20 protein-coding genes are annotated in these 20,175 nt (G+C 55.8%); 6 read left to right on the forward strand and 14 right to left on the reverse strand.

Annotated elements, in window-relative coordinates:
• Window positions 1–3: 3 nt before the first annotated feature.
• Both PAG01S_RS14085 and PAG01S_RS14090 read right to left on the reverse strand, forming a co-directional pair.
• Entirely contained in the window at window positions 4–912 is a 909-nt protein-coding gene (locus PAG01S_RS14085) for a polyprenyl synthetase family protein (RefSeq protein ID WP_010247444.1), read from the reverse strand.
• A gap of 218 nt (window positions 913–1,130) precedes the next feature.
• Window positions 1,131–1,661 carry a YtfJ family protein gene (locus PAG01S_RS14090; protein ID WP_010247442.1) on the reverse strand — a complete coding sequence of 177 codons (531 nt, stop codon included), beginning with the start codon at window positions 1,659–1,661 and terminating at the stop codon, window positions 1,131–1,133.
• A 172-nt stretch (window positions 1,662–1,833) separates the two neighbouring features.
• On the opposite strand from PAG01S_RS14090, the gene PAG01S_RS14095 reads away from it, so the two are divergent.
• A complete protein-coding gene (locus tag PAG01S_RS14095; protein WP_010247439.1) occupies window positions 1,834–2,061 on the forward strand; it encodes a hypothetical protein in 228 nt (75 codons plus the stop codon).
• Between the two features lie 45 nt (window positions 2,062–2,106).
• On the opposite strand, the gene PAG01S_RS14100 is transcribed toward PAG01S_RS14095, so the two are convergent.
• The 3 genes from PAG01S_RS14100 to PAG01S_RS14110 form a co-directional block, all read right to left on the reverse strand.
• Complete coding sequence (locus PAG01S_RS14100) at window positions 2,107–2,784, reverse strand: pirin family protein (protein WP_062759156.1); 678 nt, start codon at window positions 2,782–2,784, stop codon at window positions 2,107–2,109.
• Window positions 2,785–2,910: 126 nt separating this feature from the next.
• A complete protein-coding gene (locus PAG01S_RS14105) occupies window positions 2,911–4,641 on the reverse strand; it encodes a DUF2534 family protein (protein ID WP_062759157.1) in 1,731 nt (576 codons plus the stop codon).
• Window positions 4,642–4,686: 45 nt separating this feature from the next.
• Entirely contained in the window at window positions 4,687–5,106 is a 420-nt protein-coding gene (locus PAG01S_RS14110) for a DUF2946 domain-containing protein (RefSeq protein WP_033768568.1), read from the reverse strand.
• Window positions 5,107–5,327: 221 nt separating this feature from the next.
• Between PAG01S_RS14110 and PAG01S_RS14115 the strand changes: the two genes are divergently transcribed.
• Both PAG01S_RS14115 and PAG01S_RS14120 read left to right on the forward strand, forming a co-directional pair.
• A complete protein-coding gene (locus tag PAG01S_RS14115) occupies window positions 5,328–6,266 on the forward strand; it encodes a D-2-hydroxyacid dehydrogenase (RefSeq protein ID WP_062759159.1) in 939 nt (312 codons plus the stop codon).
• Between the two features lie 214 nt (window positions 6,267–6,480).
• Window positions 6,481–7,410 (forward strand): Rpn family recombination-promoting nuclease/putative transposase, encoded by a 930-nt coding sequence (locus PAG01S_RS14120; protein WP_062759161.1) that lies wholly within the window; start codon window positions 6,481–6,483, stop codon window positions 7,408–7,410.
• Between the two features lie 138 nt (window positions 7,411–7,548).
• Here the strand turns inward: PAG01S_RS14120 and glsB are convergent, their stop codons facing one another.
• From glsB to fucO, 5 genes are all read right to left on the reverse strand, one after another.
• The gene (gene glsB / locus PAG01S_RS14125) at window positions 7,549–8,475 is read right to left on the reverse strand and encodes a glutaminase B (RefSeq protein ID WP_033768566.1); all 927 of its coding nucleotides are present in this window, start codon (window positions 8,473–8,475) and stop codon (window positions 7,549–7,551) included.
• A gap of 82 nt (window positions 8,476–8,557) precedes the next feature.
• Window positions 8,558–9,757 carry a CynX/NimT family MFS transporter gene (locus tag PAG01S_RS14130; protein WP_062759324.1) on the reverse strand — a complete coding sequence of 400 codons (1,200 nt, stop codon included), beginning with the start codon at window positions 9,755–9,757 and terminating at the stop codon, window positions 8,558–8,560.
• A gap of 175 nt (window positions 9,758–9,932) precedes the next feature.
• Window positions 9,933–10,103: a YdgH/BhsA/McbA family protein gene (locus tag PAG01S_RS22440; RefSeq protein ID WP_010247418.1), complete on the reverse strand. Its 171-nt coding sequence runs from the start codon at window positions 10,101–10,103 to the stop codon at window positions 9,933–9,935.
• Window positions 10,104–10,207: 104 nt separating this feature from the next.
• Window positions 10,208–10,381, reverse strand: coding sequence for a GhoT/OrtT family toxin (locus tag PAG01S_RS14140; RefSeq protein ID WP_010247416.1), 174 nt, complete (start codon window positions 10,379–10,381; stop codon window positions 10,208–10,210).
• 321 nt (window positions 10,382–10,702) lie between these two features.
• On the reverse strand, window positions 10,703–11,851 hold the full coding sequence (gene fucO, locus PAG01S_RS14145) for a lactaldehyde reductase (RefSeq protein WP_062759163.1): 1,149 nt from the start codon (window positions 11,849–11,851) through the stop codon (window positions 10,703–10,705).
• A 258-nt stretch (window positions 11,852–12,109) separates the two neighbouring features.
• On the opposite strand from fucO, the gene PAG01S_RS14150 reads away from it, so the two are divergent.
• Entirely contained in the window at window positions 12,110–13,747 is a 1,638-nt protein-coding gene (locus tag PAG01S_RS14150) for a dihydroxyacetone kinase subunit DhaK (protein ID WP_062759165.1), read from the forward strand.
• A gap of 5 nt (window positions 13,748–13,752) precedes the next feature.
• On the opposite strand, the gene PAG01S_RS14155 is transcribed toward PAG01S_RS14150, so the two are convergent.
• Window positions 13,753–14,631 (reverse strand): LysR family transcriptional regulator, encoded by an 879-nt coding sequence (locus tag PAG01S_RS14155; protein ID WP_062759167.1) that lies wholly within the window; start codon window positions 14,629–14,631, stop codon window positions 13,753–13,755.
• A gap of 257 nt (window positions 14,632–14,888) precedes the next feature.
• On the opposite strand from PAG01S_RS14155, the gene PAG01S_RS14160 reads away from it, so the two are divergent.
• Entirely contained in the window at window positions 14,889–15,437 is a 549-nt protein-coding gene (locus tag PAG01S_RS14160; protein ID WP_062759169.1) for a YbhB/YbcL family Raf kinase inhibitor-like protein, read from the forward strand.
• 52 nt (window positions 15,438–15,489) lie between these two features.
• Here the strand turns inward: PAG01S_RS14160 and PAG01S_RS14165 are convergent, their stop codons facing one another.
• Window positions 15,490–16,356, reverse strand: coding sequence for an alpha/beta fold hydrolase (locus tag PAG01S_RS14165; RefSeq protein ID WP_062759171.1), 867 nt, complete (start codon window positions 16,354–16,356; stop codon window positions 15,490–15,492).
• A gap of 176 nt (window positions 16,357–16,532) precedes the next feature.
• Here PAG01S_RS14165 and PAG01S_RS14170 point away from each other — a divergent pair, with 176 nt between their 5' ends.
• The gene (locus PAG01S_RS14170) at window positions 16,533–17,120 is read left to right on the forward strand and encodes a CGNR zinc finger domain-containing protein (protein WP_062759173.1); all 588 of its coding nucleotides are present in this window, start codon (window positions 16,533–16,535) and stop codon (window positions 17,118–17,120) included.
• Window positions 17,121–17,173: 53 nt separating this feature from the next.
• Here the strand turns inward: PAG01S_RS14170 and proP are convergent, their stop codons facing one another.
• Window positions 17,174–18,640, reverse strand: a complete 1,467-nt coding sequence (proP, locus tag PAG01S_RS14175) for a glycine betaine/L-proline transporter ProP (RefSeq protein WP_062759175.1) — start codon at window positions 18,638–18,640, stop codon at window positions 17,174–17,176.
• 309 nt (window positions 18,641–18,949) lie between these two features.
• Window positions 18,950–20,128, reverse strand: a complete 1,179-nt coding sequence (locus PAG01S_RS14180) for an aminotransferase class I/II-fold pyridoxal phosphate-dependent enzyme (RefSeq protein WP_062759177.1) — start codon at window positions 20,126–20,128, stop codon at window positions 18,950–18,952.
• Window positions 20,129–20,175 lie beyond the last annotated feature (47 nt).

Raw genomic sequence — 20,175 nt, forward strand, 5'->3', positions numbered from 1 at the left:
TCCTTAACTGACGGCAGCGAGTTTTTTCTCAAACCAGGCCTGAACAAAATGGTGTGTGGCATAACCGTCCTGGCAGGCCGATAACAGATGCTCGCTGGCGCAGCGCAGATGATCGCGCAGTCGCGTTTCAACCGCCTGTGGCCCCAGCAGATTCACCAGCGTTGATTTCCCGTCATCCTGATGGGCATCTTTACCGGTGTCGGCCATGCCGTCAGTGAGATCGTCCAGTAGCTGGAAAGCCTGACCAAGATTAAGCGAAAAACGGTGCAGCTGTTCGCGGGCTTCACCTGAGGCTTCAGCCACGATAGAAGCCATCTGCATGGAGGCGCAGAACAGGGTGCTGGTTTTATAGTGATTGGTCATCAGAATGGCGTCAGCGCTGCGTGGCTTGTCACCTTCGGAGAGATCCTTAAACTGCCCCTGCACCAGCCCCTGCATGCCGACTGCGTGGGATAATTCTGCTACAGCGTCGGCTCTGGCGGTTGCCGTTAAGCCTTCTGCCGCAGCGACCACGCCGAATGCCTTACTCAGCAGGGCCACCGCGGCCAGAATCGCGACATGTTCACCATACTGGCAATGAATGGTCGGACGTCCGCGACGCAGTTGCGCATCATCCATGCAGGGCATGTCATCCAGAATCAGTGATGCGGCATGCACCATCTCTACCGCGCAGGCGAGATCAAGCAGGCCGGCAGGCGTGGCGTTGCAGCCCAGATCGCGCGCTGCCAGCAACAACAGCAGTGGACGGATACGCTTTCCTGGTGCCAGCGCACCGTCGCGCATGGCAGCGCCCACTAAGTCACGTTCGCTTTCAACCGGTAAAAGCTGATCAAGCCGTTGCTCAATGTCGTTCAACAGGCTGGCTGCATCGCTGTGTATGAAATTGACGTGTTGTTCTGCACAGACCGTCATCATGGCTGTCCTTATCTACAGAGGAAGTCACAGCAGGTCGAATGATTCGATGCCATCTTCAATAATCGTCCCCGACTGCCATAGCATAGTTGGCAGGTTTTCAAAGAACGGCGGGTTAATTCATTACATCTAAGAGTAGTTCACGATAATAAAAATGTCGGAGAATTCAGCAGCCTTCCGCATTTTGCGGCGATAGCCGGACGGGCATTATGCGTGAATTAACCCAGTAATGCGCGCAGCTGTTTCATCACGCTGGCGACATCCTCCGCAGATAATGCGCCATCTTTAGCAAAGCGCACAATGCCTGCCGGATCAATCACCACCACGGACGCGCTTTCCGGCTTAAGATGCCAGCTGTGCGCGGTTACGCCACTGCTGTCGATAATGAATTGCTGCCACGGTGCCGCTTTTTTACTGGAAGCGATGCTGCGCACCACAAAAATGGCACTGCCAGGCAGCGCATCGTCAGTATTCACGATGGTGGTGGTCTGAAAACGGTCACGCGGCAGGCTGGCCTGCTGAATGGCTTCGATTAATCGTGCACTCTGATCCTTCGCTGAGAGACGACCCGCCACATGAATCACCAGACGCACTTTTCCGGTCAGAGTCTGACTGTTCCAGCGCTGATAATTTATGTCGCCCTGATTCAGCACCATTTCTCCTTTATCGGCAACGAAGACAGGTGGTACAGGCTGACCAGGGGTCAGGGTGTGAGCGGTGGCAAAGCCGGAAAACAGCAGGGCAATCATCAATCCATAATGGCGCACGGGTTCCTCACTTCTTTCTCGGTTTGCGTCAGGCGCGGTGAACGCTCTCATTAGCAGGCAGAAGATTAGTACCACATCTATGTTTCAGATCAATAAAAGCATTCAGGATTTGGCCTGAAAATGCAGGGGAGATTGTGTTTACAGGAGGTGGGAAATGAGTACAGCATTGATGACATTACCTGAATTTGCCCGTTATATCGGCATTGCCACCCCAACGCTGGCGCGCGCCTTTTGCTGCCGGGGATCGCTGGCGGGTGTGCCGCTGCCGCAGGCGCTGGATGATGCACCGCTGACGCAACGCCACTGGCTTCGCGATGATGTACGTCAGTTCGATCATGCCTATAAACGGGTTCAGGCGATGCAGCAACGTAGCACGCTTTAATCTGCGTTAAACAAGACGTGAGCGCGGGAAAGTTCCCGCGCTTTTTTATGCAAAATTATCGGGCTTTATCAGGAAGCAGACCAGATTGGCATCCCGATCGCCCACGATCTCGACGCTGGAATCCAGCCCGCTGACGGCATCACCGCGACTCAGTCGCAGATCGCCGACGCGAATAATCCCTTCAAGCACGGTGAGATAAGCGACAAAGCCCGGCATCGACGGCACGTCCAGCGTATGGTTGCGCTCAAGCAGTGTGTCGAAGATGTAGACTTCCTGGCGAAGTTCCAGCGGCGCATCAGACTCTTCCGGCCCGGCCAGTTCGGTCCAGCCATTGGTCATAATGCCCTGATCGCGCTCCAGCACCTGGGTCATTGCTTCACCGCCCCGAAGTGCCGGTCGGATAACCGCCTGTAACAGCTCCGCTTCATATAACGGCACCGACTCTTCGTATTGAACGCCATCACCCGCGTTCACCACCATCACGCGTTTTGCAGAAAGCTGGGTACGTTCGCCATTACTGTCCTGATGCTGCATCGAACCACGCCACAGGTAGGTGAAAACTTCTTCATCCTGATGCTGCTGCATCGGAATGCGGGCATCAAGTTTTAGCGACATCAGATCAACACTGACCAGCGGGCTTAACGCCTCGCCAGGACGCTGGCGACGGACGGTAAAAGGACCGTACTCAAACAGTTGTTCAGGATTAGCTCGCACAATGTTCATGATTTGCTCTCAAATAAAGTGACTCATAACAACGATCATAGACCTCAGGCGTAGAATGAGAAGCCGGGAGTTTTGCCCGGCTTCGTCAGTTATTTTGAATAACAGAGTGTTCGGCGTCTTGCCAGCCTACTTGCCCTGTTCGTCGCTCTCACCGAGGAAGAAATACCAGAGTGGAATCGACAACAGCCCGGTAAAGACCGTGGAGTAGAGCAGGATCATCATCGCCTGGGTGATATACATGGTCAGCGACCAGTGACTGAAGGGGATCTGATACTGATCAATCACTCCGCCAATCATCGCATTCGCCATCACCGTAATGACAATCAGCGCCAGCACCGTCACGCTGCGCAGAAAATAGCGCATCTCTTTGCGCTTCCCGGCAAAACGCGACTGGACGATGGCCAGCGGCGACTGTTTGTCCGGAGCGACATCCACGCGGACGACCGCGGCGCGCTGTGCGCTGCGCCAGCGCTGAATATCCAGCAGCACCAGCACCAGCAGGCTGATACCCATAACGGGAAGCGCATATCCCAGCGCCAGCATCACTATCAGGCTGGTGCCCTGCGCATAGCGCGGCAGCGCCAGCCAGGCGGATAACAGCGTCTGCGAGGGGTTGAGCTGCGGAACAGCCGGGCGACGAATCCACCACATGCGGTAGCCCAGCACAATCATTGTGCAGAGTCCAAAGCCAGACAGCGCCAGAATCAGCTGATTAGGCAGGCCAAACAGCACGCCCATATGCGCATCCACGCCCCAGCGGGTCAGTTTCGCCACCAGCGGGAAGCTGGCAAACTCAACGCGGTCGACCACGCTAAAATCAGTCGGATTAATTGAAACCGCATCGACCTGGCTTGGCCAGCTGCGGTCAATCTCCGAAACCGTCCACGCCTGTTCAGCGTTCTTAGGCTGACGTAGTTCCAGTTTCGCCGCGTGCAGCCCGGCCTGACGCGCCGCTGCCAGCGCCTGATCCCAGCTGGCATTCGGCTGATTGAGAATCACAGGCGCAGCGGTTTTCGCTGGCATGGTCATTCCGGACATCGTCATCCCTTCCATCGCACCGCGATGGTCAGCATGGGGATCGGCGGCTTCTGCGGGCGCGTTACCGTTTAGCGCGGTATTAACCTGCGGCGTTTTCCAGCCAAAGTCGCTGCGCATCTTTTCAATATTATTGCCCGCCCACTGTGACCAGGTCAGCCCGGTTACTGAAAAGAACACCAGTCCGATTGCCAGCAGCAGCCCCAGCGTGACATGCCAGTGACGGGTTGCCGCGAAGCCGCTCCGTGCTTTACTGCGGGTGCGCGGCGGCCGGGTGCCGGACCATAAGACAATCCCACCCAGCGCAGCGACCCACAGCCAGGAGGCTGCCAGTTCACTGTAGTTTCGGCCAAAATCACCCAGCAACAGGCCGCGATGCAGCTGATCCAGCCACATGCGCAGCGGCAGCACACCGCTGGTGCCATACACCGTCATATCGCCTTTCACCTGCAGGGTGTAGGGATCAATAAACAGCGATCGTGATTCCGATGGGCCATGCTGTGGCTCGGCAAACTGCACGCGGGTTGTATCCTGCGGGCCGGGTGCCGGACGCACAGCGTAAATGCGAGCTGATTCACCGGCACGGGCTCGCGCAGCGGCAATCTGGGCGGACAGCGGTTGTGCCACACCCTGCGCATCGGTGGTCAGGGCATCATGGTAGATAGCCTGTTCCAGTTGCGGTGTCAGAACGTAGAGCGTGCCGGTGAGTGCCGCGACAAAAATAAACGGCGCAATAAACAGGCCGATATAAAAATGCAGGCGGCGAAAGAGATTAAACACCGTGCCGCGCGGTGCAGGGGACATTTCCTGAGAAGAGGACATAGCATTCCACACTTTTCAAAAGACAAAGACGATCAGGTGACGTTGTCACGCAATCGGATTAGTAAGCAGTGAGTGTGACGCGATAAAGGGTGGCGCGCGCGGTCGATGAAGACGCAACAGCCGTCGCCATTGGGGTGGATTGATAGCCGCTGGCGGCGGGGCGCGGCTGATCAGGCACATCCACCAGATAAACGGGATAAAAACCCAGAGCATCAGCGGAACATGCACCAGCAGATCGCAGTAGCCACAGGCAAAGCCCGGGCCCATCATCATCCCGTGATCAGCCATCGACATCTCGCTGTGATGATCCATCATCGGCATCTCTGCGCTCATGATCGAAGCGCCTTGCATCCTGGCATGATGTTCAGCGAGATTCTTTGAGATCATCGGTGCAACAAACAACAGCAGCACGGCCAGTATCGCAATACCGGCGGTGAGTCGTTGTCTGAGTGAAGATCCCGGCATGATTTCAACGGTCGTATGAGGTCATAATTCAGGGCGGCAGTGTAACGCGAAGGGAATAAAAGGGTTAAATAAAGTGGCATCTGTTCCGAAAAAATTCGCACTCTTTGAACATTTTCACTTTAATTTCTGCATCATTTAACTTAGTTGTTACTCGCGGTGCACATACAAATAACATTAATCATTCGCCTGCGGTTTAACCAAACCCAATAAAGGAATAAAAAATGAAAATTGTAATGCTGGATGGTGACACGCTGCCGGTACCCCTGCCGACCGGTCAACAGCAGGCTGACTGGGAGATTCGTGCGCAGACTCCGGCTGAAGACATTGTGTCTTCGCTGGCGGGCGCAACGGTCGCTATTACCAATAAGGTGCCGTTGCGGGCTGACACACTGCAACAACTGCCTGAACTGCGTTTTATCTGTGTCGCAGCGACGGGCTATGACTGTATCGATCTTGATGCCTGCCGCGCACGCGGCATCGTGGTCAGTAATGTTCCAGGCTATTCAACTCAGAGCGTTTCAGAGGCGGTGATAGCCGCGATTTTTGCCCTGCGCCGTCAGCTGATGGCTTATGCCAGCAATACCCGCATCGACTGGCCCCAGGCTAAGCACTTTTGTGTGCATCATCAGCCGATAGGGGATATTGGCGGGGCCACGCTGGGCATCGCGGGCAAAGGCGACATCGGCCAGGCGGTCGGCAGGCTGGCCCAGGCGCTGGGAATGCAGGTGCAGTACGCCGAGCGAAAAGGCAGTGAAAGGGTGCGTGACGGTTATATCAGCTTTGAGCAGATGCTGGCGACCAGCGACATCATTTCGCTGCACTGCCCGCTGAGTGACAGCACCCGCCAGATGATTGATCGCGATGCGCTGGATAAAATGAAGCCACAGGCGCTGCTGATAAACACGGCTCGTGGCGGACTGATTAACGAGGCCGATCTTGCTGCCGCGTTAAAGCAGGGGCAGATTGGTGGTGCGGCGCTGGATGTGCTGAGCAGCGAGCCGCCCGCTCCGGATAATCCGCTGCTGGCGGATCTGCCAACTCTGCTGCTGACGCCGCACATCGCCTGGGCAAGTCGCAGCGGCGTGGAGAATCTGGTGGCTGGCGTGATGGCCAATATCGCGGCCTTTATTCAGGGCGAGCCAATTAATGTGGTGAGCTGAGTCAGATGGAATAGTTTTTAATGCCCAACATGGGTTGATATTCAGAGCAACCTCGTAGATTTCAGGAAAAGCGTTTTACGCGGTTTAGTCATCAGGGTATTAATTTCGTTATTTTCATCAGGAGTTTAAACGTTCGTGCGCTACAGGAATTAGCGTCTTTTACTGGCTGAATCAGCCGTTGTAAGCGTTTCAGGAACAGAAAGGATTCTGGCCAGTGAAAAAGAAGAACAGTACGCCTGTGCCTCATGATGCCACATTCCGGCAATTTCTGACTCAGCCGGATATTGCCCGGGATTTCATGGAGCTGCATTTGCCGCCAGAGCTGCGCATATGCTGTGATCTCAGCACGCTGAAACTGGAGTCGGGGTCATTTGTCGAGGATGACCTTCGGCAGTACTTTAGCGACGTGCTTTACAGTCTTAAAACAACCGCTGGCGATGGATATATCCATGTACTCATTGAGCATCAGTCTGTGCCAGACAAACATATGGCATTTCGGCTGATGCGCTATGCAGTGGCTGCCATGCAGCGCCATCTTGAAGCAGGGCATAAGCGGTTGCCGCTGGTAATTCCCATCCTGTTTTACACTGGCAGACGCACTCCCTATCCCTATTCGACCCGGTGGCTGGATGAGTTCGACGACCCGGCGCTGGCGGACAGGCTATACAGCCGCAGTTTTCCGCTGGTCGATGTCACGGTGATTCCTGACGATGAGATCATGCAACATCGCAGCATGGCGGCTCTGACCCTGTTGCAGAAGCATATCCGGCAGCGTGATCTGGCTGAAATGATGGACCGGCTGGTAACCATTTTGCAGGCTGGCTATCACTCTTCATCACAGGTGATAACGCTGGTACACTACATTGTACAGGCGGGTGAAACATCGGACGCCAAAGCCTTTGTACGGGAGCTGGCACAGCGTGTGCCCCAACACGAGAACGCACTTATGACTATCGCACAACAGCTTGAGCAGATAGGGCTTGAAAAAGGTATTGAGCAGGGTATTGAACAGGGACGGACAGAAGGTAGTCGTGGAGCAAGCCTCAGAATTGCCCACACCATGCTAGAGAGTGGCATGGATCGCAATACCGTTATGCAGATGACTGGTCTGAGTGAAGAGGACCTGGCACAGATTTCGCACTAATTAATTTTTTGAGTTCTGATTATCGCTGACGACTCAAATCGCCAGCGGACTACAAGGAAAATGCAAAATCAGCTTCCTGAAATCAAGGGAACCCCGTTGCATTTCACCACAGCGAGCCTGTGACTTGCGCGCTCAGACTCAGAATATCGATCGCCCCAGCTTCTCGGTCAGCAATTCCAGCACAGCGGTACCGGCCAGAGAATTGCCCGCGCTATCCAGCCCAGGCGACCAGACGGCAATGCTCATCTCACCTGGGATAATGGCAATAATCCCGCCACCCACGCCCGATTTTGCGGGCATCCCGACCCGCCACGCGAATTCGCCAGCGCCGTCGTACATCCCGCTGGTGATCATCAGTGCGTTAATCTGCCGCGCCTGACGTGGAGTAATCATCTGGCTGCCATCCAGCGTTTTGCCCTGATTCGCCAGATAGATAAACGTGCGGGCCAGCTCAACGCAGTTCATCGACAGGGAACAGTAGTGGAAATAGGTCTGCATCACGCTGGTGACATCGTTGTCGAAATTTCCAAACGACTTCATCAGCCAGGCGATCGCTGCATTGCGGGCCGAATGTTCGAACTCAGAGCGGGCAACGTGGCGATCATAATTGATATCGGACTGCTGACTCAGCTGGCGCACAATTTCCAGCATTCGCTGACGCGGGGCGGTCAGTCGGGTTTCCAGCAGATCGCAAATCACCAGCGCACCGGCATTAATAAACGGATTACGCGGCTTGCCCTGTTCCAGCTCCAGCTGAACCAATGAATTAAATGGCTGGCCAGAAGGCTCTTTGCCGACCCGCTGCCAGATTTCGCTGTCCTCATAGCGGGTCAGTGCTACGGTCAGAGAAAGCGCCTTGGAGATCGACTGAATCGAAAAGCGCGTCTCAGCATCGCCCGCCTGAAAGAGGGTGCCATCACGCAGGCAAACCGCTATTGCCAGATGATCGGCAGCCACATCCGCCAGCGCAGGGATATAGTCAGCCACCTTTCCCTGATGGATCAGCGGACGCACCTGATCCAGGATCTTCTGCAGCAGAGCATTATTCAGTTCAGACACGCACATTCTCCCGTCGATTCCCGCCGACCGGTGATGCCAGGCATCCGCGATCCGCGAGTCATTTATTGTTAACGGCTCCGCCGCATTTTCAGCTAATGGGTTTTGACTGCGCTGCCAGCGGAGCCAGCAGCATCTGTAACAGGCTCAGCATTGCCAGCACGCTGAAGGGCAGCGTCCAGTTACCGCTCTGCTCATGGAGCACGCCAAAGAACAAAGGGCCGAGTGCCGCCAGCGCATATCCGACACACTGTGCCATGCCCGACAGCTGTGAAGCCTGACGGTGATGAGTGGCTCGCAGATTAAACAGTGAGAGGCAGAGCACCAGTGATGCGCCTGCGCCCAGTCCGGCCAGTGTCAGCCAGATGACGGCCCACTGCGGATTGAGCAATAGGCCCAGCATGCCGAGGAAAATGCCTGATGAAGCAATAAACGCGGTAAGCCGGGCATCTTTTACCCGCTTCAGCGCCACCATGCAGCCCAGGTTAGCGACGATCGCAATTGCCTGATACCAGAACAGCAGCCAGCCTGCGTGGGCCTGACTGAAGCCGTTATCCTGGGCATACAGCGTAAACCAGTCAATCAGGGTATAAAACGCCAGCGATTGCAGCGCCATAAACAGTGCGATTTGCCAGCCGCCTGCCGTTCGCCACGGATGGCGATATGCAACGGTCGCATCTGCGGGCGCTACGGTTGACCGCCGTTGACGTAACAGCGGCAGCCAGGCGAGTAGCGCAACCAGTCCCGGCAGCGCCCAGACAACCAGCGAGAGTCGCCAGCCAGCCGCTGAAAGCTGGCTCAGCGGAACGGCAATGCCAGATGCCAGGCTGGCAGTAATCGACATGGTGGCGGCATAAAGGCCAATATATTTAGCGGTGTGGGCGGTGAAATCGCGTTTAATCAGTGGCGGCAGCAGCACGTTGGCGGCGGCAATGCCTGCGCTGAGCAACAGCGTTCCGCTCCACAACGCCGCTTCAGCAGGCAGCCAGCGCAACAGCGAACCGGCAGTGATAAGGCAAAGCGCGCCCCATAAACTGCGCTCGAGCCCGACGCGATTTCCCAGCCAGGCGGCCAGTGGGGCGAGCAGGGCAAACAGCATCAGTGGAATAAAGTTAAACAGACCCGCTTCACCGACACTCAGGCCAAAGGTCTGGCGGATATCCTGTAGTACCGGGCCGATGACAGTAATGGGCGCACGAAGGTTAGCCGCGGTCAGCAGCAGGACGAACAAAAAAAATGTGGCGCTGGAATACGCAGCGAGAGGTTTAGCTGGGTGTTGTACAGGCATCATGGCAGGGATCATCACATGCAGCAGTGCTGCGGGGGCGTTGGTTGACGTTAACGCTTACGCATCAGAATTGATGTCTGGGCGCTACTTTACTGACCGGTTAGCAGCGTGTAAAGCCTTGTTATGCGATGAAATAGCGTAATTGAGATCTCACAGCAGCGATCGCCTTGTGACAGGATCAATGGAATTCAGGTTCAGGGAAATGACCGCAGTCGTTCTGGCTGGGATTGGAGCCTGGCTGGCAGGTCTGCTGGCGGGTTTCGGCCGCCGGAACCGGTTTTTCAGCGTGCCATGGGGCACTACAGGCACTGAGAAGAGAAACCAGAATCATCACACTGATAACGCGCATATCCGCTCCTTATTAACCGTCATGAACAAGGCCACGTCGGTGATCGGCGGTTTGCAGGTCAGGGACGTCTTACCTGAGTGTGGTATCTAAGGGGATAATGTCAATTAAAACAGAGCAAACATCAGCGCGACAGGAAAACTCATCGGCCAGGTGGCCCCCACCAGAAAGGCGCTCAGCAGTTTGATGCTCAGCTTATCTTTGGCGATGAAGAACGTGATCAGCGTAGCGATCAATGCAACAACGGCATAGAAAATTAGCATACCCTGGTACAGTGTCATCGATATCTCCGCAGCGGCATTAAGGTTTTCGCTGCGCATGATGCGGATTTTTGTGATCCAGATCAAGTGAATCAGGGTTTAGCATCTAAAGAAATCATGGGTAAGGGCAGTTGGTTCGCTCGCTGAACTTCATCGTAACAGCGGGCGATTTCAGGCTGAAACCAGGCGGGAAAAACGCAGCTAAAACCTTGGCTGATGCCGTAAGCCAGACTGAACAACCTCTGGCGAAGGCTCCCGGATTAACCGTTGCCATGACGCAAAAAAAGCCCGCCAGCGAGGACGGGCCTGTTATCGGCACTGCATCACTACAGGATAGGCGCTTTAACTCTGGCGGTATAACGCCATCACGTCCTCCAGGTCCGGCGTACGTGGATTGCCGCCGGTACAGACATCATCCAGCGCGGCCTGTGCCAGTGCAGGGATATCCGCTTCTTTTAAGCCCACTTCACGCAGTGAGCGGGGAATACCCACATCGCGACAGAGCTGACGCACCGCGGCGACCGCCGCTTCCCGCGCCTGATCCAGCGACAATGACTCAACCTGTTTCACACCCATTGCACGGGCAATGTCGCGATATTTTTCGCCAGTGCCTGAGGCATTCCACGCCATCACCTGCGGCAGCAAAATGGCATTGGCTACGCCGTGCGGGACATTGTAAAAGGCGCCCAGCGGGTGTGCCATGCCATGCACCAGACCAAGGCCGACATTAGAGAAACCCATACCGGCCACATATTGTCCCAGCGCCATCTGCTCAACCGCCTCAATATTTCCTGCCACCGATTCGCGCAGTGACTGGCTGATAATCTCAATGGCTTTGAGGTGCAGCATATCGGTCAGGGTCCAGGCACCGCGTGTGATGTAGCCTTCAATGGCATGGGTTAAGGCATCAATACCGGTCGCAGCCTTCAGCGACGCTGGCATGCTCGCCATCATCTCCGCATCAATGATCGCCACTTTCGGTATGTCATGGGGATCGACACAGACAAACTTACGGCGATTATCTTCATCGGTAATGACGTAATTAATCGTCACTTCTGCGGCGGTGCCTGCCGTGGTCGGGATAGCGATGATCGGCACGCACGGATGGCGGGTGGGGCTGACGCCTTCCAGGCTGCGCACATCTTCAAACTCAGGGTTATTGATAATAATGCCGATCGCCTTGCTGGTATCCTGTGGTGAGCCGCCGCCAATGGCGATCAGGTAGTCGGCACCTGACTCTCTGAACACCGCAACACCCTGCTGCACAACCCGAATGGTAGGATTCGGCACCACCTCATCATACACCGCCCAGTCAAACTGATGTTGCGCCAGCAGATCGGTCACCCGCTTCAGCGCACCCGCCGCGGCCAGCGCTTTGTCAGTGACGATCAGTGCTTTTCGCATCCCGCGACGTTGTACCTCTTCCGGCAAATGGCGCAAAGCACCAGCACCAAACCAGGCGGTTTCATTGAGAATCATACGTTGGGTCATTAAAACATCCTCTGTTAACAAATGAATTTTTACCATCCGTGATCCCCGGTTCATGTTCTGCGCAGAACCTCTCACTTTCAGGTAAAGACATTTGATAAAAATCAATCAATTAGTAAAAATCACTGCGTCTCTGTCAGCTGGTTTCCGTGCGGTATGTCTGAAATCAGGCTACAGATCTGTTGATGGATTTCTCACTGTCGTCAGTGGTATGTAACACTGGGTCATCAGCAAACCCGCATGCCTATGAGGAAAGAAGACATGACCCGATTCGTAATGAATAAAAAGGATGATCTCGTCGACAGCGCGTTAGATGGCATGATTTACGCCAGCCCGTGGCGCAATCTGGTCCGGTTGCAGGTCGATCCGCGCATTCGCATCGTGATGCGTAATGACTGGCAAAAACAGCAGGTCGCGCTGATTTCCGGTGGTGGTTCAGGCCATGAACCGGCCCATGTCGGCTTTATCGGCAAAGGGATGCTGACGGCTGCCGTCTGTGGCGATGTTTTTGCTTCCCCCAGCGTTGACGCGGTTTACAACGCCATCATCAATATTACCGGTGAGGCGGGATGTCTGCTGATTGTGAAAAACTACACCGGGGATCGCCTCAACTTCGGTCTGGCGGCAGAAAAAGCGCGCAAAGCGGGATTCAGCGTCAATATGGTAATTGTCGGTGATGATGTTGCGTTGCCCGATAACCCTCAGCCACGCGGCGTCGCGGGCACGTTGCTGGTGCATAAAGTGGCGGGCTTCGTCGCAGAGCGGGGTGATGACCTGGCCGCGGTGACCGAGGCAGCAGAGGCAGCCAGTCGTGCTATCGCCACCATGGGCGTTGCGCTCTCAAGCTGCCATCTGCCGGATGAACAGACCGGCCAGCGGGTGCCAGACGGCAGCGTTGAAATGGGGCTGGGGATTCACGGCGAACCGGGCGTTGACGTCATGCAGACGCAAAACAGTCAGCAGATTGTGCAGCATCTGCTGGAGAAAGTGATGCCGGACAACGATCAGCCACGCGCGCTGTTAATCAATAATCTTGGCGGCATGTCCGCGCTGGAAATGAGTCTGGTCACACGTGACCTGATTGAGTCGCCGCTCAGCCGGGGTAGTGATTATCTGATTGGCCCGGCTCCGCTTATGACCGCGCTGGACATGAAGGGCTTTTCCGTCACCTCCATGACGCTGACGCCGTTGTTCGAAGAGGCGATCTGCGCGCCGGTTGAGGTCACCGGCTGGGTTCAGGCGGTTAAAATCGCGCCGCTGCAGCCAGTTAACGCGACAAAAGAGGCAACAGCGCATCCGGCGCAACCCTCAGATAACCCGACCGTCGCTGCGTTTGTTAACAGCATCTGTGAAACCCTGATCGCCAGCGAAAGCGAGCTTAACAAACTGGATGCGCAGGTCGGTGATGGCGATACCGGTTCGACCTTTGCTGCTGGCGCACGCCAGATCCAGCGCGAATGTACAGATAATCAGCTGCCGTTAAATGCCTTGCCCGATCTGCTCGCGGTGACGGGTGAGCGACTGGCGACGGTGATGGGCGGCTCCAGCGGCGTACTGATGGCGATCTTTTTCACCGCTGCTGCGCAGCAGCTGGCCAAAGGGGATGCGCTGCCCGCGGCCCTGCAACAGGGTCTGGAGAAGATGAAGCAGTATGGCGGGGCACAACCAGGGGATCGCACGCTGATTGATGCGCTGCAACCGGCAATCGAGGCGTTGGTGGCGGGTAAATCGCTGGCAGAGGCGGCTGATGCGGCACAGCAGGGCAGTGATGCAACCGCCAGCATGGGGAAAGCAAAAGCGGGCCGATCATCCTATCTTAACAGTGCTAACCTCAACGGCGTGTCTGATCCGGGTGCCGTCGCTGTCGCCAGAGTCTTTGCGGCATTAAAAAAACTTTAATCCTGTCACGACGCTAAACGCGCCTGGAGAAAGGCCAGTAACTGGCGGTTTACTTCGCTGCGCTGACGGTGCTGCGGGTAAACCGCATTCAGAGAGAGTGCGGGCGGCAGATAGTCGTCCAGCACGGTCACCAGCTCACCGCGTTGCAGGGCTGTCTCAACGATAAAGGCGGGTAACAATACCAGTCCTAAGCCTGCCAGTGCGGCATCACGCAGGACCTCGCCATTGTTACTCACCATCGGGCCCTGAACCGCCAGCCACTTCGGTTTACCATTGACCTGCAGTTCCCAGCCATTCTGACCTTCACGTCCGTAGCGCAGACAGGCATGTTGCAGCAAGGCTTCTGGCTGCTGCGGCACGCCTGCCCGTTCCAGATAGCGGGGGCTGCAGCAGATAACCCGCTTCAGCTCGCCGAGCGGACGGGCAATCAGCGTGGAATCAGCCAGCGTACCGATGCGAATCGCCATATCAACGCCTTCGCCAATCACATCGGCATAGCGGTCAGCCAGCTCAATATGAAACTGCAATGACGGATGGTGGCTTAGAAACTCGGCAATCAGGGGGGAGAGGTGGCTCATACCAAAGGACATCGGCAGATTGATTCGGAAGGTGCCGCGCAGCGCCTGCTGCTGCTCTGACACTGCCAGTTGCGCTTCCTGAATCTCATCCAGAATGCGCTGAGCATGTTGCGCGAACAGTAAACCTGCATCCGTTACAGACAGCTTACGGGTGTTACGGATCAACAGTCGTACCCCTAATGATGCCTCCAGCGCAGCCATGCGGCGGCTGACATACTGTTTCGATAGCATCAGATGCTCAGCTGCTGCAGTAAAGTTGCCAGCATGCATTACCGCAATGTAAATCCGGAGATCTTCAATCTGCATAGTGTCCACTTATCGGTGACAGTGACGATGATTCAGGCGAAACTTCAGCCAGATGCGTTAACTTATATCGGGTAATGCGTCACAGGGCAACGCGTCAGCTCTCTCAGCCAGCGCGACGGAGATCATAGATTTGCCGTTTCCTTACCCCTGAACAGGCGGTCAGTCGGGTCAATCGCGTTAAAGCCGTTATAGTAATCAGGCAGTGACGCAATCCATACGGAACATAATCTCTTGAGTAATCTGATAAGGAGTGGCTGGTGAAAAAATTACTCTGCGCGACGGTGCTGGCCATTTTGCCAATGACCACGCTGGCGGCGTCGGTATTTACGCTGCAATCACAAGACTTCAGCGATAATGCGCTACTGGATAAAAAGTTTGCCGGTGCCAATAAAAGTAATCCTTCCTGTACCGGTGAGAATATCTCTCCCGAATTGAACTGGTCTGCGATTCCGGCGGGCACCCGCAGTCTGGCTCTTCTGATGACCGACCCGGTCGGGGCCAAAGGGCTCGGCGTTACCCACATGGTGGCCTATAACATTCCCGCCAGCCGCTCGTCATTTGCGCAGGGGGCTCTGACAAAGGGCAAGGACTACACCGGCGGAAAAAATACCCCAGGGACGCTGCACTATTATGGTCCTTGTCCGCCTGCAGGCAGTGGGCTGCATCACTATAACTTTGTGCTGATCGCCACCGATTTGCCGGTGGGTCAGTTGAAAGCGGGGTTAACCCAGGCAGAGCTGGTTGCACAGCTAAAAGGCCATGCGCTGGGCGCGGCCAGCACCGTTGGCCGCTTTAGCAATGAATGACCTGCACGTTTGCAGAGGCAGCGCTGAATAGCCTGCCTCTGCGCGCAGCGGATCAGTCGCCACTGAACATCTCGCGGATGCGCGACGCAATGTGATGGGTGTGCGTCTCCAGCGCGAAGTGGCCGCTATCCAACATCTCGACCACCGCCTGTGGATTATCCCGCTGCCAGGCCACTGCGCCCGGTGGAATAAAGAACGGATCGTGCTTGCCCCAGATCACCAGCGTTGGCACCTGCTGCCGGCGAAAGAACGCCTGAAATTCCGGATAACGTTTCAGATTACTGGCGTAATTGAGAAACAGGGCCTGCTGAATATCTTTGTTACCGGGGCGCTCCATCAGCAGAGTATCCAGGGTATAGGTTTCCGGGGCGATCTGCTGCGGATCGCTCACCCCATGCAGATACTGCCACTTCACCCCTTCCAGCGTCAGGATGGCGTCACGGATCACCTGACCATTTGCTTCGCTGGGATCGTCCCAGTAGGCGCGGACCGGCGCCCAGGCTTCTCCTAATCCCTCCAGATAGGCGTTACCGTTTTGTGATATCAGTCCGCTGACGCGATCGGGGTAAGCCAGTGCCAGTCGCAGACCGGCAGGTGCGCCATAGTCGAAAACATACATCGCATAACGTTCCAGCCCCAGTGCATCGACAAAGGCGGTCAGCGTCTGGCCCAGCGCGTCGAAGGTCCAGGAATAGTTGCGCTCAGCAGGCACTTCAGTGAAGCCAAAGCCCGGCATATCGGGTGCGATGAGATGAAATTTATCGGCCAGAAGCGGGATCAGATTGCGGAACTGATGTGAAGAGGTGGGAAAGCCATGCAACAGCAGCAGTACCGGCAGGGAAGGATCGCCCGCTTCGCGATAGAAAATATTGACGCCATCGGCCTGCTGGTAACGATAGGAAATGGATTGATCACGCATGCTGAACTCCTGTAACTGGTTAAATGATATTTATGGGGTTACCAAGAGTCATTATGCAGCCAGAATGTAACCTGTCAAATCAATTTATAATGGTTACAAAAGATGCGGTGTAACTATTCAAATAGTACTTTGTCGGTTACAGTGGCATCAGCAGAGTTAACAAGGGAGGCAATATCATGGCGGAAACGCAATCACACACCGCCCAGGGACCGTGGTTTCTGGCTGATCATCCGGCGCTGGATTTCATCAATACCGTGGCCATCGTGGAAGGCCAGCCGCACGACTTCTGGCAAACCGATCAGGATGTTGAAGCCTGGCTACACCAGGCCGGACTGGCACCAGATGCCCCGGCTCCGCAGCATGAACCGGGTGCGCTGTTGGAAGCAGCGCGTCACTTACGTCAGATCATTCGTGATAACGTGCAGCAGCACAAAGCGGGAGAGGGCATTGATATTCAGGCGCTGAACGCCTGGCTGGGTGAAGCGACCAGCCATCTGCAAATGACCGGGGAGCCGGGTGCCTTAAAAATCAGGCGGGTCTATGCGGGCCAGAGTGTGATGCAGCGGCTGGGACAGGTTGCGGAACAGGCTGCGATGTTGCTGGCGCAGGAGGACTTCAGCAGAGTCCGTGGCTGTGAACATCCCGCCTGTACACTGTGGTTTTACGATCGCACCAAAGCGCATCGCCGCCGCTGGTGCAGCATGGCGCTGTGTGGCAATCGGGCGAAAGTGGCGCGTTTCAGGGCAGTTAAATCAGCTGGGTAAACAGTTCGGACGGCAGATAAAAAAACACCCTGCAGAGCAGGGTGTCAGAGCAATTATTTCGCGGTGGTCGCTGATGGCTTGTGCCGCTTGCGCAGCTTGTCGATCAGGCGATGCGCTTCCGCTTTGGTCGCTACCGCAGGGGATGAACCGGTCAGCGGTTGACGGGCTGTTTCACGTACCGTCAGAATGGTGAGCAGGCCAATCACGCCCGCACCCATCATATAGTAAGCTGGCATCATATTGTTTTTAGTGGTATCCACCAGCCACGCGGTAATCAGCGGTGTGGTACCCCCAAACAGCGAAACCGACAGGTTGAAGCCGATGGCCAGCGCACTGTAACGGATATCGGTAGTAAACAGCGCAGGCAGCGTCGAAGGCATAGTGCCGCTGAAGCAGGTGTGCAGTACACCCAGAATCATCAGGCCGCCAAATACCGCCCACATATTACCCGACCCGATCAGCATAAAGCTCGGGATGGCGAGCAGGATCAGACCCACCGCACCAAAGGCAATCACCGGACGACGACCGATGCGGTCAGTCCAGCGACCCCACAGCAGCGTCAGCGGCATCATCACGAACATCGCCACCATCACCAGCAGCAGGCCACTTAACTCTGGCAGACCCAGCACGCCGGTCAGATAGCTCGGCATGTACGAGGTCAGCATGTAGTTAGAGACGTTAAACAGCAGCACCAGACCGATACATTTCATCATTGGTGCGCGGTATTTGCTCAGCATCTGCATCAGCGTCAGATGCGGCTTGCTTTGCTCCAGTGCTTCCTGTTTTTCCATGTGCTGCTGGAAAGCCGGAGTCTCTTCCAGCTTCAGTCGCACATAGAGACCAAACAGGCCCAGCGGCGCGGCGATAAAGAACGGCACGCGCCAGCCCCAGGACATCATCGCCTCATTCGACATCACGGTGGTCATCACCGTGACCAGGCTGGCACCCAGCAGGTAACCGCCGATGGTGCCGAATTCCAGGAAGCTGCCCATAAAGCCCCGGCGTTTATCGGTAGAGTACTCCGCGATAAAGGTCGCTGCGCCGCCATATTCACCACCGGTTGAGAAGCCCTGGATCAGACGTGCCACCAGCAGCAGAATCGGTGCCATGATGCCTATTGAAGAGTAAGCCGGGATCAGACCGATACAGAACGTACCAATCGACATCATGATCATCGTCATCGCCAGCACTTTCTGCCGTCCGATGCGGTCACCCAGCGGGCCAAATACCAGGCCGCCAATCGGACGTACCAGGAAGGCCGCGGCAAACGTACCAAAGGTGGCGATTAGCTGCACCGCGTTGTTGGCATCCGGGAAGAAGACTTTGCCGATGATCACGGCGAGATAGCTGTATACGCCAAAGTCGAACCATTCCATCGCATTACCTAACGCAGCTGCGCCAACTGCACGCTTCAGCATGTCGTTGTCGATGACGGTAATGTCGTCAACAGTCAGCTCTTTTGGCTTCCTGTTCCAGAAATGTTTCTTTGGGTGTTCAGACGATGAGTTTCTGGTGTCCATATTCTCCTCAGGTGCATCAATGAAGGAGTCTTATAGCTTTCGCAGCCGCAAACAATGTTCAGAAGAAACCGTGGAAATGAAAGCTATAAGAAGCCGAATAATTTTTAAGTGAAGCGGCAGAAACCGCAGCCGGTAAACTCTAGACTACGATTGTAAGTTTTTGCAAGTTTTCAGCCGAAATAACTGCATTTACTGACAAACCCAGCATAGTGAACTTATTCACGCCTGCTTACGGGTCTGAACATTTGGTAATAACTTGCGGCTGGTGCTCTGGTTATATCTGGAACTGGTTTTCCCGGTGCTGATGCGCTACTTAAACAGTTTCAGTTCGTCGATGCGATCCAGCGCCTGCAGTAATTGCTCCGTCCCGGTTGTCAGGCTGATGCGAATATAATCACGACCCGCTGCGCCAAACCCGTTACCCGGTGCCACCAGCAGATGACACTGGGCCAGTAGCAGGGCGGCGAATTGCTCCCCGGTGAAACCAGCTGGCGCTGCCAGCCAGAGGAAAAAGGTGCCCTGAAGGGCGCGTACCGGCCAGTGCATTGCTGCCAGCCTGGCTAAAATCACTCTGCGGCGCTGATGGTAATGCTCTGCCAGCAAGCTGAGTTGTTCAGCGGGCAGCGACAACGCGGTGATGGCGGCATCCTGCACCGCGCCATACACCGTGCTGTAGCTATGAGTATGAAGTTTTTTAAATGCTGCAATCATCGAGGCGTTTCCCACCGCAAATCCCACCCGCCAGCCTGCCATGAGTGCGCTTTTTGACAGCGTGTAGATTTCCACGCCCCAGGCTTTGCCATCGGGCTGTGCCAGCAGACTCAGCGGCTGTTCGCCCGACTCACTGCCCAGCGTGGCATAGGCGAAGTCATGAATCAGCGGAACATGATGCTGGCGGGCGAAGGCCAGCGCGTCGGCGAACAGCGCGGCTGTCGCCAGTGCGCCAGTGGGATTATGGGGATAATTGAGCAGCAGCAGACCGGCACGCGCCGCGATATCGTCTGGCACCTGGGTGAAATCGGGCAGGAAATCATTGCACGCCTCCAGCGGAATGCCATAAAAATCGGCACCTGCCTGACGGGCCGCTGAGCGGTAGAGCGGATAGCAGGGATCGGTAGAGATCAACACCTGACCCGGATTAAGCAGGGCGCGGGGAAAACCGTTGACGCCAATGTGCGCGCCCTGGAACAGCGCCACTTCAGTTTCAGGATCGAGCGTGACGCCGTAGTGACGCTGGTAAAAGGCTGCGATAGCACGGCGCAGCGCGGGTTTGCCCCAGAACGAGGGATACTCATGGTTCTCCGGTTTCGCTGCCGCAGCCTGTAATGAAGCGATTACCGCGGGCGGCGTTGGCTGACGTGGACTGCCGGAGGAGAGATCGATCAGCGGTAACAGCGCATCATCCAGTTGTGCTGCCTGCTTTTCCAGCATGCTGAAGAGGTTCTCTTCGAGCCCTGCGACCATCTCTGAAGCTGCAAACTCCGCCATATCTCTCCCGCAATAAACAGTGTTAAGCGGGGAAGAATGACACAGCT

It is taken from the genome of Pantoea agglomerans NBRC 102470 (genome assembly GCF_001598475.1).
Classification (GTDB): domain Bacteria; phylum Pseudomonadota; class Gammaproteobacteria; order Enterobacterales; family Enterobacteriaceae; genus Pantoea; species Pantoea agglomerans.

Excerpts from the sequence above, each read along its gene's own strand:
- PAG01S_RS22440 (WP_010247418.1), bottom strand. The coding sequence starts at position 10,103 with ATGCGCGTTATCAGTGTGATGATTCTGGTTTCTCTTCTCAGTGCCTGT.
- fucO (WP_062759163.1), bottom strand. The coding sequence starts at position 11,851 with ATGACCCAACGTATGATTCTCAATGAAACCGCCTGGTTTGGTGCTGGT.
- proP (WP_062759175.1), bottom strand. The coding sequence starts at position 18,640 with ATGGACACCAGAAACTCATCGTCTGAACACCCAAAGAAACATTTCTGG.
- PAG01S_RS14100 (WP_062759156.1), bottom strand. The coding sequence starts at position 2,784 with ATGAACATTGTGCGAGCTAATCCTGAACAACTGTTTGAGTACGGTCCT.
- PAG01S_RS14170 (WP_062759173.1), top strand. The coding sequence starts at position 16,533 with ATGGCGGAAACGCAATCACACACCGCCCAGGGACCGTGGTTTCTGGCT.
- PAG01S_RS14115 (WP_062759159.1), top strand. The coding sequence starts at position 5,328 with ATGAAAATTGTAATGCTGGATGGTGACACGCTGCCGGTACCCCTGCCG.
- PAG01S_RS14150 (WP_062759165.1), top strand. The coding sequence starts at position 12,110 with ATGACCCGATTCGTAATGAATAAAAAGGATGATCTCGTCGACAGCGCG.
- PAG01S_RS14095 (WP_010247439.1), top strand. The coding sequence starts at position 1,834 with ATGAGTACAGCATTGATGACATTACCTGAATTTGCCCGTTATATCGGC.
- PAG01S_RS14090 (WP_010247442.1), bottom strand. The coding sequence starts at position 1,661 with ATGATTGCCCTGCTGTTTTCCGGCTTTGCCACCGCTCACACCCTGACC.
- PAG01S_RS14180 (WP_062759177.1), bottom strand. The coding sequence starts at position 20,128 with ATGGCGGAGTTTGCAGCTTCAGAGATGGTCGCAGGGCTCGAAGAGAAC.
- glsB (WP_033768566.1), bottom strand. The coding sequence starts at position 8,475 with ATGTGCGTGTCTGAACTGAATAATGCTCTGCTGCAGAAGATCCTGGAT.
- PAG01S_RS14140 (WP_010247416.1), bottom strand. The coding sequence starts at position 10,381 with ATGACACTGTACCAGGGTATGCTAATTTTCTATGCCGTTGTTGCATTG.
- PAG01S_RS14085 (WP_010247444.1), bottom strand. The coding sequence starts at position 912 with ATGACGGTCTGTGCAGAACAACACGTCAATTTCATACACAGCGATGCA.
- PAG01S_RS14110 (WP_033768568.1), bottom strand. The coding sequence starts at position 5,106 with ATGCCGGGATCTTCACTCAGACAACGACTCACCGCCGGTATTGCGATA.
- PAG01S_RS14155 (WP_062759167.1), bottom strand. The coding sequence starts at position 14,631 with ATGCAGATTGAAGATCTCCGGATTTACATTGCGGTAATGCATGCTGGC.
- PAG01S_RS14105 (WP_062759157.1), bottom strand. The coding sequence starts at position 4,641 with ATGTCCTCTTCTCAGGAAATGTCCCCTGCACCGCGCGGCACGGTGTTT.
- PAG01S_RS14165 (WP_062759171.1), bottom strand. The coding sequence starts at position 16,356 with ATGCGTGATCAATCCATTTCCTATCGTTACCAGCAGGCCGATGGCGTC.
- PAG01S_RS14130 (WP_062759324.1), bottom strand. The coding sequence starts at position 9,757 with ATGATGCCTGTACAACACCCAGCTAAACCTCTCGCTGCGTATTCCAGC.